The following is a 14,937-nucleotide window of genomic DNA, read 5'->3' on the forward strand; positions in this document are numbered from 1 at the left end:
TTGTGCTTACAAACTTAGCAATACAGGGTAGTGAAGGAGTGTTTATGGAGCATCTTTTAGATGATCAAAGTGTCGTTGATGTGCATATTGATGATTCGATTAAAGAGAGTTATTTAAATTATTCTATGAGCGTGATTGTGGGGCGCGCGCTCCCAGATGCCAAAGATGGCTTAAAGCCCGTGCATAGAAGGATTTTGTATGCGATGGACGATCTAGGGGCAAACTCTCGCGCCAAGCATAAAAAAAGCGCGCGTATCGTGGGCGATGTCATAGGGAAATACCACCCCCACGGCGATATTGCAGTCTATGACGCGCTTGTGCGTATGGCACAGGACTTTTCTATGCGCTTGCCACTTGTCGATGGGCACGGGAATTTTGGCTCAATCGATGGCGATAATGCCGCGGCTATGCGCTATACAGGTGCGCGTATGGCAGCTGCGAGTGAAGAGATTTTGCGCGATATTGATAAGGACACGGTGGAGTTTGTCGCAAACTATGATGATAGTCTAAAAGAGCCAGATGTCCTGCCTAGCAGGATCCCAAATCTCCTTGTCAATGGCTCAAGTGGGATTGCTGTGGGTATGGCGACAAGTATCCCGCCGCATAGGCTTGATGAGATCATTGACGCGCTTGTGTATGTGATCGATAGCCCAGAAGCTTCACTAGAAGAGCTGCTTTCCTTTGTGCAGGGACCAGATTTCCCCACAGGTGGGATCATCTATGGCAAGCAAGGCATAATCGATGCCTACCGCACAGGGCGAGGCAGGATCCGCGTGCGCGCCAAAACCCATATAGAAAAAACCAAGACCAAAGACATCATCATCATCGATGAAATCCCCTACCAAGTCAATAAAGCAAAGCTTGTAGAGCAAATCAGCGAGCTAGCGCGTGATAAGGTCATCGAAGGGATCGCTGAAGTGCGCGATGAGAGCGATAAAGAGGGTATGCGCGTGGTGATAGAGCTTAAAAGAGATGCGATGAGTGAGATTGTGCTAAATAATCTCTACAAATCCACGACAATGGAGACTACCTTTGGGATTATCCTGCTTGCGATTAACAACAAAGAGCCAAAGATTTTCACACTTTTAGAGCTATTAAATATTTTCATCTCTCATCGTAAAACAATCGTGATCCGCCGCACGATTTTTGAGCTAGAAAAGGCTAAAGCTAGGGCGCATATCCTAGAGGGGCTAAAAATCGCGCTTGATCATATCGATGAGGTTATAGCACTTATCAAAGCAAGTGCCAATACCGAAGAAGCCCACGATGGACTTATGAAGACATTTGGGCTAAGTAGCTTGCAGGCTAAGGCGATTTTAGAAATGCGCTTGCAGCGGCTCACAGGGCTAGAGCGCGATAAAATCGAGCAAGAATACGCCGAGCTACTTGCGCAAATCGAGTATCTAAATAGCATTCTAAAAAGCGAAGAGAAGCTAAAAGAGATCATCAAAGAGGAGTTACTAGAGGTGAAAGAGAAGTTTTCTAGCCCCCGCCTTACGCAGATTGAAGAAGACTATGATGCTATCGATATAGAAGATCTTATCCCCAATGAGCCGGTGGTTGTAACGATGAGCCACCGCGGCTATGTCAAGCGCGTGCTGCTAAAAACTTATGAAAAGCAGCACCGCGGAGGCAAGGGCAAGATTAGCGGTAATACGCACGAAGATGACTTTATAGAATCCTTTTTCATCGCTAATACGCACGATACGATACTATTTATCACCAATAAAGGGCAGCTTTACTGGCTCAAAGTCTATAAAATCCCAGAAGCTGGGCGCACGGCGATTGGCAAAGCAGTGGTCAATCTCATCAATATCCAGCCAGATGAGAAGATTATGGCGACTATCACGACCAAAGATTTTAATAGCGATAAATCGCTAGTGTTTTTCACGAAAAATGGCATCGTCAAGCGCACAAATCTAAGCGAGTATAGCAATATCCGCTCTGTGGGCGTGCGTGCGATCAATCTTGATGAAAACGATGAGCTTGTGAGCGCGAATATTGTGGATTCTAGTGTCAAAGAGCTCTTCATCGCCACGCATAAGGGTATGTGTATCCGCTTTAGTATCAATGATATACGCGAGATTGGCAGAGTGGCTAGGGGTGTTACAGGAATCCGCTTTAAAGAAAAGGGCGATTGCGTGATCGCCGCTACCACCATAAGCAGCGATAATGACAAGCTGCTAACCGTGAGTGAGCAAGGTATCGGCAAGCAGACCCTAGCGGGAGAATACCGCTTGCAGTCGCGCGGAGGCAAGGGTGTGATTGTGATGAAGCTCACTAGTAAAACAGGCGATCTTGTGAGCATTGTCAATGTCAATGATGAAAATATGGATCTAATGGTGCTAACCACCAAGGGCAAGATGATACGAGTCGATACCAATGCGATCCGCGAAGCAGGGCGCAACACAAGCGGCGTGAAAATCGTCAATGTAGGGGGCGAGAAAGTCGCCTTTGCGGTAACTTGCCCCAAAGAAGAAAGAGAAGAGACAAGCGAAGATGAAGCAAGCGCAAGTAATGAAGCAGAGTAAAACGGGGGGGGGGGGGAACTTAGGCGCGTAGGCTTTCCGGCTAAAAATGGCGATCGCTACGGCGATTCTGCGCTCATTACCACTCAAGGTAAATCCCTTGAATCGCCTTGCGAAGCCCCATTTTTAGCACGAAAATCCAACCGCGAGCAAAGTTATCCAAAAAATACACAAAGCCCCGTTTCTAGCTCAAAAATCCTAGAATCCCAAAGTGGCACTGAAATTACAAACCCAACCGCGAGCGACTCTACACCACAAAGCTCACAAAACGCCGATTCTAGCTCCACAATCTTAGAATCCCACAGCGATAGTGAAAAATCTCCAATAGCCAAAAGCCCAAAACGCAGTTTCTTTAGAAAACAAGCGAAGCGAAGTTTCTTTAGAAAACAAGGCAAAGCCGCAGTTTCTTTAGTAAATCCAACCGCGAGCAAGCTTAAACTAGAATCCACTTTTGAGCAAAACAGCCATTCTGCACACAACGCTTATTTATCGTCATCGCGAGCCTTGCGCCAGCAAGGCGTGGCGATCCATAAATCCGCGCAAGTGGATTCTAGTGTGGATTGCCACGCAACCGCGCTTGCTCGCAATGACAGAGAAAATAGCCCCTGTGAAAAAGCGGATTCTAGAGACAATGCCGAAAATATAAAAAACCTAGAATCCACTTTTGACAACACCGCGCAAAAAAGCAAAAAAGCGGATTCTAGGGTTGAAGCGCAATCTTTTCACATTATTCTTCTTACATCGACACTTTTCGCCCAAGCATTTCTTGCGCGTGCTGGAGTGTTTCTCTGCAGTTTTTGTGTATTTTTCCCATTTTTTGCGACATTGTGGGTGCGCAGGACCTTTGGCAAGGTGGATCTTAGCCAGATCATCTTCCACCTGCGCTTCCCTGTCGCGCCAAATGCCATTGATGTGGATTTTGTCTTTGCTTTTCTTGGTGTAGTTCTCTTGCCTAGCCTTGCTATCTCGCTAGCTCTTGCGCACCCTAGTGGCACGGCTAGGGTGTTTGTAGCGATTTTTGCTCTGTGCAAGCGGGGCTTTGTGTTAGGCAAGCACATAGTCTGCAAGCACTCTATGCTAGCGCGCTATGTGCTTATCATTGCACTTGGTATCTATGGCTGGAGCTATGTGGGCAAAAAGCTAAAAATCAGCGAGTTTATCGCAAGCAACAAAGCGCATAAAACTTATAGCACCTTTTATGAGAGCCACTACAAGGTCCCCGATATAGAATCCATAAAGCAAAGCTTCTCTATGGTGGCAAAGCCTAGAAATTTGCTTGTGATTTATATGGAGTCTATGGAATCATCGTTTGCAAGCACAAATCCACACGATTTTATCCCAAGTATTGCTACGCCTAATCTCATTCCAAATTTAAGCACTCTAGCTTCAAGGGGGGTGAGCTTTAGCCATATCAAGCAGACCATAGGCACAGGCTGGACGATCGCTGGGCTTATCTCCTATAACTGCGCTTTCCCGCAAACTTGGCTGCCCTTTAATGCTGGCTTTAATGACAATGTCGCACGCTATTTTTTGCACTCGGCTACTTGCTTGGGCGATGTGTTTAGCGCGCTTGGCTATGAGCAGGCGTTTTTCCGCGGGGCGAATGCGGATTTCGCTGGGTCTAGGGGGTTTTTCACCTCGCATAATATCCCTATAAATGACCTTGCTTCCATAGAGGATTATGCGCAGGGCTTTGGGGATTATCGTAATGATTGGGGCGTGAAAGACTCCGTGCTTTTTAGCTATGTCAAAGAATATTTACAAGAGTATGCTGCTAAAAAGGACAAAAAGCCCTTTGCCTTTTATGTGCTAAGTGCCGATACACACGCCCCGGGATTTGTGGATAAGGCGCAGTGCGATCTCCCCACAAGCTATGCCAACTCCCTGCACTGCTTTGATGGGATTGTGGGGGAGTTTGTGGAGTGGTTTTTGCAGAGTCCTTTGGCAAAGGATACGACTTTGGTCCTGCTAGGAGATCATCTCACAATGCAGCAGCGATTTGTGCGAGATGGCACAAGCAGAAGTATCTACAATGCTTTCATCAATCCCACTTTCACCAAGCCGCCCACGCAAGATCTGCTAGCAAATCGCGCCCTTAGCCACTTTGACATCACAGCATTACTACTAGATTCTATCGCTATCCCTACACGCGCCTTTGGGCTAGGGCGCAACCCTCTCTATGGGCACACGCTTCAAGAGCAGCTAGGGGAGGATACCCTTGCCGCAGAGCTTGGCAAGCCCTCAAGAGTATATGAGGGCTTTTGGGAGTTTGATAGAGATAAGCCCACACAGCACTAGAATCCGCATTTTGTATTTGAGCGTTGGCTGCTCCCTGTCATCGCGAGATGACACCGCTCTTCCTATCCGTCATCGCGAGCCTTGCGCCAGCAAGGCGTGGCGATCCACACAAGCAAAGACACAAATCCTAGAATCCACTTTTGATAAAACGCAAATGGATTACTAAAGAAGCTGCGCTGCGCTTGCTTTGCCACGCGGACAAGTCCGCTCGCAATGACAGAGAAAATAGCCCCTGTGAAAAAGCGGATTCTAGGGGGTTTAGGCTTGTTTCATCACCGCTTTGGGATTCTAGGATTTGCGATGAAAAAGCAGGGTTGCGCCGCCTTTTGCGCGGAGATAAGGCTGGTGCCTATCGCACAAGCAAAAGGCAAGCTCCCTGCTTTATCGCGCAAAGCCGAATCCCTTCAAAAAGTGGATTCTAGGGGGTTCTTAGATTTTAACCCCTAGCGAAATTAGCCCAAAGTTGTGGAAGCCATCTTGTGTGGCAAACTCTTTGCTCCTATGCACGACACTAAGAGTCAGCATAAATCGCCGATACTCAAGCACACCGCCCCAAATAAACTCAGCCATAAAAGGCATAATCGCGATTGTTTTTTCAACGGCAAAATGCGGGGCAAAGGTATTGCCTTGCAAAAAGATATTACGCCCCACAGCACGCACGCCAGCCCCCGCAAAGCCATAGAGGCAAAAGCTCCTGCTAGGACTTGGCGCACCTACAAAGCCACTATTGATAAGCATAGGCGCGGTGTTGGGACTAAGAGCGTAGCCAAAGCGCATAAGCAAGCTTGCTTGCGCGTGGATTCTGGCATTGCCTAGATTTAGGCTAAATTGCGGCATTAGATCTAGGCTATGGGCGGTGTGCTCTAGGATCTGTGGGATACTTGCACTTATGCCCCAATGTGCATTTAGGATAAATTCATTGCGTAGTTGTGTCCCCCAGCCTGCTAGATGGGCGTTGTTGGTTAGATCGTGGATGAGATCTTGCACTTCTTTTGCCCCGCTTGCCTTGCCCACAAGCCCAAGATCAATGCTTAGATTTTCAAATATATATGCACTGCGCGTAAGGCTACTAAATGTCGCGCCCACATAGCCACCATAAGGGTGATCATCTGCTGGCGGGATAGGGGAGAATCTATCCTTAGGGGCATACATTTCTTGCTTGATAGCTAGCCCAAAGCTAGTAGCCGCACTAGGCGTAAAAAACTGCTGCAAGCTAGCGAAGCGCAAAAACTTAAGCGCGCTAGATTCCTTAGAGATAAAGCCTAGCCGCACGCCTGCGGTGTAGTATTTATCTACCCTGCTATCGAAGTTTGCGTCATTTTCATAATCAAGCTTGAGTAGCGCGTGCGTGCGCATTTGGAGTGTGGGGGGTGCGGCTTTAGGGGCTTGCGCGGAGCTTGGTGAGTCGCTAGGCGTGGTGGTAGAATCTACATTATGCAGTAAGCATATACAAAGGATACATAATAGCCTTGCTATGGTGTGAGATTTGGCTTGCTTGGAGCTAGATGTGATAGGGTGCAAGTTTTTGTATGGTAAGTTTAGTATAGATAGGTGGTAGATTGGAGTCTCCGCGAGCGGAGACAAAGGGTTATTTTGCTTCTTCAGCAGGAGCTTGAGCCATATCATCTTTAGGCTCTTCAGCATTTTCAAGTGCTGCTGGTGCATTCTCATCAGCTGGAGCTTGCTCTGTGGCTTCTGGTGCAGGTGCTTCAGTAGCTTGTGTATCTGCTGCTTGCTCTGTGGCAGGAGCTTCTTGTGCTGCTGGTGCGCTTGACTCTGTTTGTGTAGCAGCTTCTTCTGCTTTCTTATCATCACCACACGCGCTAAAAAGCATAGCCAAAGCCGCTGCAACCGCCAATTTTGAAAAAAGACCTTTCATAGGACACTCCTTGTAAGAAATAAAGCCACATTGTATAACGCGCTATATTAAATCTGGCTTTATTTAAGCTTTTTGAGGCTTGATTGCGCAGCGGTGTGATTCTGGGCTCTTTGGGCTAGAATTTTGGCTAGGTCTATGCAGGACTCTAGGCTTTGTATAGGGCTGGCATAGCATATCGTGCTAGGGGCGAAGGCACGCAAGGTTGTCTGCCCGATCGCTACGGCGATATAGCTAGGATCCCAGCCAAAATTCTGCACAAAAAAGTGATAATGACTTGGCGCGGTAAAAATTAGCACAGATTGAGGGCGTGGCTTTAGGGATTGGGGCAGGGGCTTTGGTTGTTTGGTGTAGGCGGTGATTTGGGCTAGGGGGATTTGGGCTTGTGTGAGAAGTAGGTCGAGATTTGAGGCGATGTCTTTGGCGCGGAAGTAGAGCATTTTACGCCCATTAGCGCGCTCTATAATCTCTCTAGCAAAGCTTGTCCCGTGCGAGGTGCTAGAGACAAACTCCACAGCAAAGCCTGCTTGGGTCAATGCTTGGGCGCATTTCTCCCCTATGGCAAATGCAGGAATCTTGGCAAATGCCCTAAGCTCTTTTCTCTTAGCCATTGCTTGCATAAGGGAAAAAACCGCGTGTTTAGAGGTGAAAATAAGCGCGTCAATGCACTCTTGTGGCGCGTGGGGTGGGATATTGGATTCTAGTAGGGCATCATAGATGGGGAGATAGTGGATCTCACTCACGCAAAGCGTGGGGATCTCTTGGGAGATTGTAGAGTGGATTAGCACAATATCACGCATAAGACTCCTTCTATGTGGCTTTGTGGTGGGATAGCTTAGGGATTGTGATAGATCCTATGAAAAGTCGCAAATCTCGGCACGCCATTTTTGGTATAGCCGTAGAATTTATAGGTGATGATAGAGCCTATGGGCGGTGGATCATCGCGCTCTTTATCGCTAAAGCCGCTGCCGATTTTAAAGCGCAGTGTGCGTTTTGCGCCATTGGCGGTGATTTCTTGCTCGCAAGTTAGAGAGCCTAGCTTGCTAGCGTATTTGCCTTTGCCTTTGTGGTGGGCTATGACTTTGCACTCTGTATCTTCATAGAGCTTGAGCTTTAGGGCATTTGTGCTGCGTGTTTGCTCATAAGGGGCGTTGATCTTTCTTAGCACTAGTCCTTCTGCACCCTGCTTGCTTAGATCTCGCAAATGCGCAAAAAGCTCCTTTTCACTTGTGATTGGCTGATGTTTGATAGGGGTAATGCGCGTTGCTTTGCCTGCTTTGCCTGATAGATAAGATTCTAGCACGCTAAGTCGCTCAAACAGCGTGCAGGGCTTGGGGGCTTTCTGGCTGGATTCTAGCCCACAATCTGGCACATCAAAGACATAATACCCCACTTTGTCCCACAAGCTTTGGTGCTTGTCTGTGCTGGGGCTATGGCAGGGGCAGTGTGTGCAGTCTTTTTGCACAAGGGCTAAGATCTTTTCAAACTCCCCCCTGCCTATCCATAGCTCGCCATCAAGCATAAAGGGCGGAAAATCTTTGGTAAAGCAAGTAGGGGCGTTGATCACTCTGCCATTGCGCGTGATAAGCTGCTTGCCATTCCATAAGGCACGCACGCCATCAAGCTTTTCACTCATTACATATTCTTGGAGATTGTTAGGCTTGGCTTTGTGATAGTCCATAAGCAGCAGCACTTGCGGGGGCTTTTTGCTTTGTGCTTGCTTGATTTGGGGTAGATCTTTTGCATAGGCGAGTAGCCCACATAGTAGGAGCAAAAAGTGGATTCTATATCGCAGGGAAGTCATCTTCACCTTGCATAAATGCGCGGAGTTTTTTGTATAGCACGATACCTGCACGCTTTAGCGCGTAGTCATAGCTTGCTTGGCTCTCTTGTATGCTTGCTTGGAAAATAGCTCTTTGGGCGCAATCTAGCAGTGTGATTTGCAGCGTTATGCTTGCTCCTTTCGCATTTTTGGTGCTTGTAGCAGAGATACTAAGCAAGGGGGCTTTGTGCTTGGTGATAGTAGCAAGCTTAGAAATCTCTGCGCTAAGGGCGGAGCTTTGTGCGGCACTTAGCCCATAGTAGGCGACATTTAGCATAGGCTTTGGGGCGTGGTCATAGAGAGTGAGCAGCTGGCTAAAAAGCTTTGGCGTAGGGGCTTGCAGTGCTGATAGGATAGGCATAATGGCATTAGCACGGCGCAAGCTGGATTCTAGCACGCCAAAATCTCTTAGGCTAAGGCAGCTAGGATCTGTGCTACTAAGGTGCTTGGCAGGGGCTAGGGTCTCTTGTAGCTGGGCGCGTAGTGGAGCGAGTAAATGCTCTTTGCTAATGCCTACTTGGACATAGTATGTGCCGTGTTTGTAGGCTTTGTTGGTGATTTGGAGATTTTGCAAGGAGAGAGAGGCGGAGTCTAGCTGTATATGCTGGGAGAGCGTGGTTGTGAGCTTGTCATTATGCTGGGCGTTGTGGATATGCGTAGAGGAGCGCACTTGGGTCTGCACACTTTGGGCTAGGTCATCAATGGCAGACTGCTTAGCACTCTCAAAGCTTTTCCCCGTGCCAACCCCATAGAATCTAGCTCCGTGCTGCTTGGCACTCTCACTGCCTAAAAACCAGCTAGGTGGCGCAGAGCCACAGCCTGCAAGCAGCACCAGCGCGATACAATAGCCCATAAGTCTCTGCATATCAGCCCTTTTGCGTGGATTCTAGGTGGGGGTCTTGTGCGGCATTATGGGCAGATGATTCTTGCAGGGCAAGTCTCCCGCCTAGTGCCTTATACAGCATAATCGCCGCCGCAAGCTGCGCGAATTTTGCTTCATCTGTGCTAGATTGCGCGCTTAAAAGGGCATTATAGCTTGTGAGATAGCTTGCTTCATCAAGCAGCCCTAGCTCATAGCGAGATTGCGCCACAAGCCATACTTCTTGCGAGGTGGAGAGCATTTGCTCTTTTGCCTGCAAGGAGCTTTGGGCGGTATTGACTTGTGTGATAGCGTTTTCTATCTCGCCAAGCGCGGTGCGTAAGGTGGATTCTAGAGCATAGAGAGCTTGCTTGACGCTTTCTTTTTGGATCTTGTAGTCTTTGGTTAGGGCGGAGCGATTGATGAGCGGAGAGGCAAGCGAGCCTGTGATATTCCAGATCAAATCCCCCACCCCACGCGAAGAGAAGAGGATCTGACCCAAGCTTCCGCCGAGATTTAGCGTGGGGAAAAGGGCGGCTTTTTTGGAGTTTTTTAGCATAACTTGGGCGTTTAGACTAGCGATACTTGCACGCACATCATCGCGGGAGAGCAAGATCTCTCTAGGCAGGGCATCTATGGCAGGCAGGCGCGGGCTAGGAAGTGTGAGACTAGGGAGCGTGGAGCTAGAATCCACTTTTTCTAAAGAAGCTATGCTTTGCGATTTTTCAACATTGTTTGAAAAAGTGGATTCTAGGGGGCGTGATTGTAAAGATGTGGCATTAGATTCTAGGCTCTTGCGTGCTGCGGCGTGGTGTGTGGGGGCTTGTGCAGGCTGCGGGCGTTCTAGGATTTGTGCTAGGATTTGTGGGTCGCTTAGATTGAGCAAGATTATCAGGGCGTTTTTCATCTGCTCTTGTTCAAGAAGTAGAGAGCTATGTGTGCTTTGGGCTTGGCTTAGGGCAGCTAGCGTGTCATTTATCGCGCTTATATCTACTAGCCCAAGCTCGTGTTTATCGCGCAAAGTGGCTAGGATTTTGCTGTGATTTTGGACAATTTGGGCTTGTATAAGGGCTGCATTACGCAAGCGCATATAGGCATAATAATCACTCGCCACTTCGCCAATCAAGCTTACTTGCGCGACAGAGAGGTTAGAGAGCGTGGCGAGATAGTCGTATTTTTTGGACTTTCTTAGCATATTAAGCTTGCCAAAGAGATCTAGCTCCCACGATAGAGAGAGATTGCCATTTAGGGTGTTTTGATTGATATTGATTTGATAGCGGTTGTAGTTGCCCGAGCTGTAATTGTAGCCCATATTGATAGAGAGCTTTGGGAGCATATTGGCACTTGCTAGCCCGAGTGCCTCGCGTGCTTGGGCGATTTGGGAGGTTAGGGTCAAAAGGTTGGTGTTGTTTGCTAGGGCGATTTCTAGCAAAGCCTGCAAGCTTTCATCATCAATAAGTGTGAGCAGAGATTGCGCAAAATCAAGCGTGCTTGATGGGGTAAAAGTGGATTCTAGCCTAGAATCCACTTTTTTGCTAAAGGTAGTGGGGAGAGAGATGGACTCTAGCACCCTCTCTTCTGTATAGGGCTTGGAGCAGCTAAGGAGCGCGAGCATACATATACAGCCTATACTTGCACAGCCTATAAGCCTTGATCGCACTATCACTATGCCCGCCTGCTGCCTATCTAATATCCGCCTAATGCCCTTGCTTAGGCAAACTCTTTAAGCAAGAGCTTTTGCGTATCCATTACACCTATGCCTTTATCAAGCACTTTTATGGCGATTTCTTGTGCTTCTTTGAGTGAGTGCATAGCATAGGTGCCGCATTGGTATTTGTTTGCTTCTGGGATTGTATCCACGCGCAAAATATCGCGCATACTCGCCTCCCACGCGCTTAATACATCATAGCTGCAAGGCTCTCCAATCACACTCATATAAAACCCTGTGCGGCAGCCCATAGGCGAAATATCGATGATCTCGGCATTTTTGCCATTGAGATGATCGCGCATAAATCCGGCAAAGAGATGCTCTAGCGTGTGGATACCTCTTTCACTAAGAATGTCTTCATTAGGCACGCAAAAGCGTAGGTCAAAGACAGAGATCACATCGCCCTTAGGTGTCTGCATAGTTTTAGCAAGCCGCACCGCAGGGGCTGGCATAATGGTATGATCGACTTTAAAGCTATCAAGTAGTGGCATAAAAATCCTTATAATTGGGATAGGGCGTGATTATAGCAGTATTTCTATGAAGTCAATGTGAAGAGTCTATAAGCAAGCACAAAAAGCAAGCACAAAGGCTAGTTTTTTTATAATGGAGTAACAAATGAGAATCTTAAGGGGTGTATATGCGATCTACAATGCTGTTTGCCACGAGTTTTGCTACACTCTTGATAGTAGCTGTGCCGCTATGTGCTGATACTCGTAGCAAACGCGATGAGACAAAACCGGAGACAAAAACGATCGTGGATTCTAGTGGGGCTTTGGATTCTACTAAAGAGCTAGAATCTAGCCCAAGCGATAAGGCAGAGCGTGTATATAAGCTCTCTCCTGTTTATGCTGCTGCGGTGCGCACCCCTATCCAAAGCACACAAACCCTAGAGGGCAAAGATGCTTTGCTGCATTCTGGTGATATTGCGAAGTCGTTGCTGTATGTGCCGGGCTTTTCTACGATGCGCAAGGGAGGGCTAGGCTCTGAGGTGATCTTCCGCTCTCAAGGGGCTGGGAGAGTGCCTATCTCACTTGATGGCAGCAATCTGCACGGCGCGTGTGGAGGGAGGATGGACACAACTGCCACTTATATCTTCCCTGAAAATTACCACCGCATTTTGCTTATCAAAGGTCCCCAAGATGTGCGCTTTGGTGCGCTTGTATCTGGCGGTGTTGTGTTTATGCGCGATATTACAGCCCTAAGTGCCAACACCTTGCAGGCTGATACAAGTATGCTAGCAGGTAGCTTTAATCGCCTAGATCTGCACGCAAGCGCACTAGCAGGGGGCAAATACGGCTCTTTGCAGGCGATCGCAAGCCACTATGAGAGTGGGGATTATCGCACGGGGAGTGCTAGCTCTCACAAGCTTGGGGCTAGCACGCATACAGCCTATAAGCGAGAGTCTGCTAGTCTAATTGCTACTTTCACGCCCAGCAAATACACGGGCATAGAGCTTGATATGGATATAGGCAGGGGATTTTCCTCCTACCAAGATAGATCAATGGATGCACGCACCTTTGATCGCCTATCTTTTAGCCTAAAAGCCCAGCACGAATTCCAAAATGACATTATAAAAAAGCTTGATCTCCGCGCCTCGTGGCATAGAGTCGATCATATTATGGATAATTTCTCTCATAGGCAAGTGATTGATGGAATCTATAAGCTCAATAATCCACAGCGCACCAATGCCAACGCCCGCGCCGAGCTTACACTCTATCCAAGCCAAGCTCTCACGCTCTATCTAGGCACAAGCTATGCCTATGATGATCATCAAATGCGCTCTTCTGGTGATGTTAATTCTACTGCTGCGGCTAATGCTATTTTGTCTGCAAGCTATAAGCCAAATTTCCACTTCAACTATGCTTCTATCTTTGCTCAAGGCTCTTATGCGCAGCTAGATTCTGCTTCTAGTGTGTATTTTGGCGCGAGGTATGATTATGCGCAAGCCTATCAAGCGAGCAATGCACAAGTAGCAAGCGATCATCTAGGTAGCGGCTTTGTGCGCTATCAATACCAAAAAGATGGATTCTCATATCTTGTGGGGCTAGGCAGCGCGCAAAGAAGCGCGGATTTTTGGGAGCGGGGGAAAATGGGCGGTATGAGTCTAGCTCCAGAGACCAACCTCCAGCTAGATATTGCTGCTTTGTATCAGGTAGATTCTTTGTATATACAAGCCTCTGTGTATAGTGCGTATATGTGGGATTATATCGCTTTGCACTATGGCGTAAATACAAGCGCGTTTAATACCAACGCCCTGCTAGCAGGCGCAGAGCTTCAAGCAAAGTATGGGCTATTTGACTTCCTCTATATGTCTGGCTCACTTGCCTACACCTATGGGCAAAATCTCACGACCAAATCCGGGCTACTAGCAGGCGCACCGCTACCCCAAGTAGCTCCACTGCAAGCACAAGTGTCTTTGTGGCTTGAATATAGAGGGTTTTTGGCGCGGGCAGATGTCTTTGCCAATGCCGCACAAAGCCGCTATGCCAAAGACTATGGCAATGTGATTGGCAAGGATTTTGGCGCGAGCTTGGGCTTTGCTACTTTAAGCATTTATGGTGGCTATAAGCGCAAGAATTTTAGCCTGCTTTGTGGGATTGAGAATCTAACTAATACGCTATATAGCTATCATCTCTCTAAAGCTGGCGTGATGATAGGCGATCTAGCCCCTGTAAGCAGGATTTATGAGCCCGGACGAAGTTATTATGTCAAGCTTACGCTTGGATTCTAAAAAAGTGGATTCTAGGGATTCAGCTTGCGGGCTAGAATCGTGGATTTCATCAGCCCGCTCGCTCGATAGACCTCTAGTCTTATCTCACTCGCTTGCTTTGAAAAACCACGATTCTAGCACCACAATCTTAGAATCCTAATTAAGCAAAGTGTAAAACGAGGATTCTAGAGGGTAGGCGATTCAGCCTTGGGTGAGCAATTCACGCCATTGAAAAAATTTAGGGCAGTCACTATCGCCAAGATAGCTCCTACCCTAAATTTTTTCAAAGCACGCAAAGCCCCACCGCAACTCTTAGAATCGTGCCGCAGTAAAGCAGGCTTTGTAAAAACGCCCCAATCTGTCATCGCGAGCCTTGTGCTAGCAAGGCGTGGCGATCCATAACACAGCCCTAGAATCTAATTTCAAAAAGTGGTTTCGTTTTCATATCTATACCCTAACTCACCATTATCATACTCACCCATATCAAAGAATCCATAGGCTGCCCAAGCAAGATCTGCGTTATCTCTCAAGGCTTCTATGATTTGTTTATTTGTTTTCATCGCATAAACCCCATAAACTCCCATTCGGGTCTCATTATATCAAAAAAACTCGCAGCACTATCATCAAACCTAAATGTATCGTTATACCAATAGATAATAGGATAAAACTTAACTATATTTTCCACTCCTATGGGTTTATCTGTATCAAAAACAATACGCGCACCGCCCATCGCTATCCTCTTGTTGATTATGATGACATTGATGCTCCTATGTCTTTTGTTTATAATTTCCCCATCTTTGGGCTCTAAATTCAATTCCCTATAATTTGGGACCATAGGATTAAATTTAACAAGATTTTTTTGTATTTCTTCCCAATCATTTAGAGTCAAGTTAAAGTAAGCGAGCAAATTTTCATACTTTTTTGTGATTTTATTTTTCTTTTTTTCATTTGTCATTAATTCTCTAAATTTTTCTCTATCTGTCCATTCTCCATAATAAGTCAGGTTTTTGTTTAGGCTTCTTGCTTCCCAATAACTTGGATAGAAATATTTTTGCACATTCATTGAGGCACCACACCCACTAAACACGACTGCCACAAATAAAGCACTTATGATTACATACACCATTCTCACACTA

At 47.2% G+C, this 14,937-nt stretch carries 17 protein-coding genes; 7 read left to right on the plus strand and 10 right to left on the minus strand.

From position 1 onward, the window contains the following. The first annotated feature begins 44 nt into the window (after window positions 1-44). A complete protein-coding gene (gyrA, locus tag NYG90_RS08495) occupies window positions 45-2,531 on the plus strand; it encodes a DNA gyrase subunit A (protein WP_285257571.1) in 2,487 nt (828 codons plus the stop codon). Window positions 2,532-2,683: 152 nt separating this feature from the next. Here gyrA and NYG90_RS08500 read toward each other — a convergent pair whose 3' ends face one another. After that, window positions 2,684-2,977, minus strand: a complete 294-nt coding sequence (locus tag NYG90_RS08500) for a hypothetical protein (RefSeq protein ID WP_285257570.1) — start codon at window positions 2,975-2,977, stop codon at window positions 2,684-2,686. Window positions 2,978-3,032: 55 nt separating this feature from the next. On the opposite strand from NYG90_RS08500, the gene NYG90_RS08505 reads away from it, so the two are divergent. The 3 genes from NYG90_RS08505 to NYG90_RS08515 are packed head-to-tail and all read left to right on the plus strand — an operon-like array spanning window position 3,033 to window position 5,273. After that, window positions 3,033-4,826, plus strand: a complete 1,794-nt coding sequence (locus NYG90_RS08505) for an LTA synthase family protein (protein ID WP_285257569.1) — start codon at window positions 3,033-3,035, stop codon at window positions 4,824-4,826. After that, the gene (locus NYG90_RS08510; RefSeq protein ID WP_285264939.1) at window positions 4,798-4,992 is read left to right on the plus strand and encodes a hypothetical protein; all 195 of its coding nucleotides are present in this window, start codon (window positions 4,798-4,800) and stop codon (window positions 4,990-4,992) included. The genes NYG90_RS08505 and NYG90_RS08510 overlap by 29 nt, the downstream gene beginning before the upstream one ends. A gap of 47 nt (window positions 4,993-5,039) precedes the next feature. Next, entirely contained in the window at window positions 5,040-5,273 is a 234-nt protein-coding gene (locus tag NYG90_RS08515) for a hypothetical protein (RefSeq protein ID WP_285264940.1), read from the plus strand. On the opposite strand, the gene NYG90_RS08520 is transcribed toward NYG90_RS08515, so the two are convergent. The 7 genes from NYG90_RS08520 to luxS are packed head-to-tail and all read right to left on the minus strand — an operon-like array spanning window position 5,256 to window position 11,582. Continuing rightward, entirely contained in the window at window positions 5,256-6,470 is a 1,215-nt protein-coding gene (locus NYG90_RS08520) for a lipid A deacylase LpxR family protein (RefSeq protein WP_285264941.1), read from the minus strand. The two genes, NYG90_RS08515 and NYG90_RS08520, sit on opposite strands and share 18 nt — an antisense overlap. Next, the gene (locus NYG90_RS08525) at window positions 6,415-6,705 is read right to left on the minus strand and encodes a hypothetical protein (RefSeq protein WP_285264942.1); all 291 of its coding nucleotides are present in this window, start codon (window positions 6,703-6,705) and stop codon (window positions 6,415-6,417) included. The genes NYG90_RS08520 and NYG90_RS08525 overlap by 56 nt, the downstream gene beginning before the upstream one ends. Window positions 6,706-6,764: 59 nt before the next feature. Continuing rightward, the gene (locus tag NYG90_RS08530) at window positions 6,765-7,502 is read right to left on the minus strand and encodes a uroporphyrinogen-III synthase (RefSeq protein WP_285264943.1); all 738 of its coding nucleotides are present in this window, start codon (window positions 7,500-7,502) and stop codon (window positions 6,765-6,767) included. 35 nt (window positions 7,503-7,537) lie between these two features. After that, a complete protein-coding gene (locus tag NYG90_RS08535; protein ID WP_285257563.1) occupies window positions 7,538-8,506 on the minus strand; it encodes a DNA ligase in 969 nt (322 codons plus the stop codon). After that, a complete protein-coding gene (locus NYG90_RS08540; RefSeq protein ID WP_285257562.1) occupies window positions 8,487-9,389 on the minus strand; it encodes an LPP20 family lipoprotein in 903 nt (300 codons plus the stop codon). Before NYG90_RS08540 ends, NYG90_RS08535 begins: the two co-directional genes overlap by 20 nt. Window position 9,390: 1 nt before the next feature. Next, window positions 9,391-11,049 carry a TolC family protein gene (locus tag NYG90_RS08545; RefSeq protein ID WP_285257561.1) on the minus strand — a complete coding sequence of 553 codons (1,659 nt, stop codon included), beginning with the start codon at window positions 11,047-11,049 and terminating at the stop codon, window positions 9,391-9,393. A gap of 44 nt (window positions 11,050-11,093) precedes the next feature. Next, complete coding sequence (luxS, locus tag NYG90_RS08550; RefSeq protein WP_285257560.1) at window positions 11,094-11,582, minus strand: S-ribosylhomocysteine lyase; 489 nt, start codon at window positions 11,580-11,582, stop codon at window positions 11,094-11,096. A 146-nt stretch (window positions 11,583-11,728) separates the two neighbouring features. Here luxS and NYG90_RS08555 point away from each other — a divergent pair, with 146 nt between their 5' ends. The 3 genes from NYG90_RS08555 to NYG90_RS08565 are packed head-to-tail and all read left to right on the plus strand — an operon-like array spanning window position 11,729 to window position 14,203. Beyond that, window positions 11,729-13,822 carry a TonB-dependent receptor plug domain-containing protein gene (locus tag NYG90_RS08555; RefSeq protein ID WP_285257559.1) on the plus strand — a complete coding sequence of 698 codons (2,094 nt, stop codon included), beginning with the start codon at window positions 11,729-11,731 and terminating at the stop codon, window positions 13,820-13,822. Next, a complete protein-coding gene (locus tag NYG90_RS08560; protein ID WP_285257558.1) occupies window positions 13,776-13,961 on the plus strand; it encodes a hypothetical protein in 186 nt (61 codons plus the stop codon). Before NYG90_RS08555 ends, NYG90_RS08560 begins: the two co-directional genes overlap by 47 nt. Window positions 13,962-14,008: 47 nt before the next feature. After that, a complete protein-coding gene (locus NYG90_RS08565; protein WP_285257557.1) occupies window positions 14,009-14,203 on the plus strand; it encodes a hypothetical protein in 195 nt (64 codons plus the stop codon). 20 nt (window positions 14,204-14,223) lie between these two features. Here the strand turns inward: NYG90_RS08565 and NYG90_RS08570 are convergent, their stop codons facing one another. Next, window positions 14,224-14,361 carry a hypothetical protein gene (locus tag NYG90_RS08570; protein ID WP_285257556.1) on the minus strand — a complete coding sequence of 46 codons (138 nt, stop codon included), beginning with the start codon at window positions 14,359-14,361 and terminating at the stop codon, window positions 14,224-14,226. Then, entirely contained in the window at window positions 14,358-14,933 is a 576-nt protein-coding gene (locus tag NYG90_RS08575) for a hypothetical protein (protein WP_285257555.1), read from the minus strand. The genes NYG90_RS08570 and NYG90_RS08575 overlap by 4 nt, the downstream gene beginning before the upstream one ends. Window positions 14,934-14,937 lie beyond the last annotated feature (4 nt).

The sequence above is a fragment of the Helicobacter zhangjianzhongii genome (assembly GCF_030249855.1).
GTDB classification, from domain to species: Bacteria; Campylobacterota; Campylobacteria; order Campylobacterales; family Helicobacteraceae; genus Helicobacter_B; species Helicobacter_B zhangjianzhongii.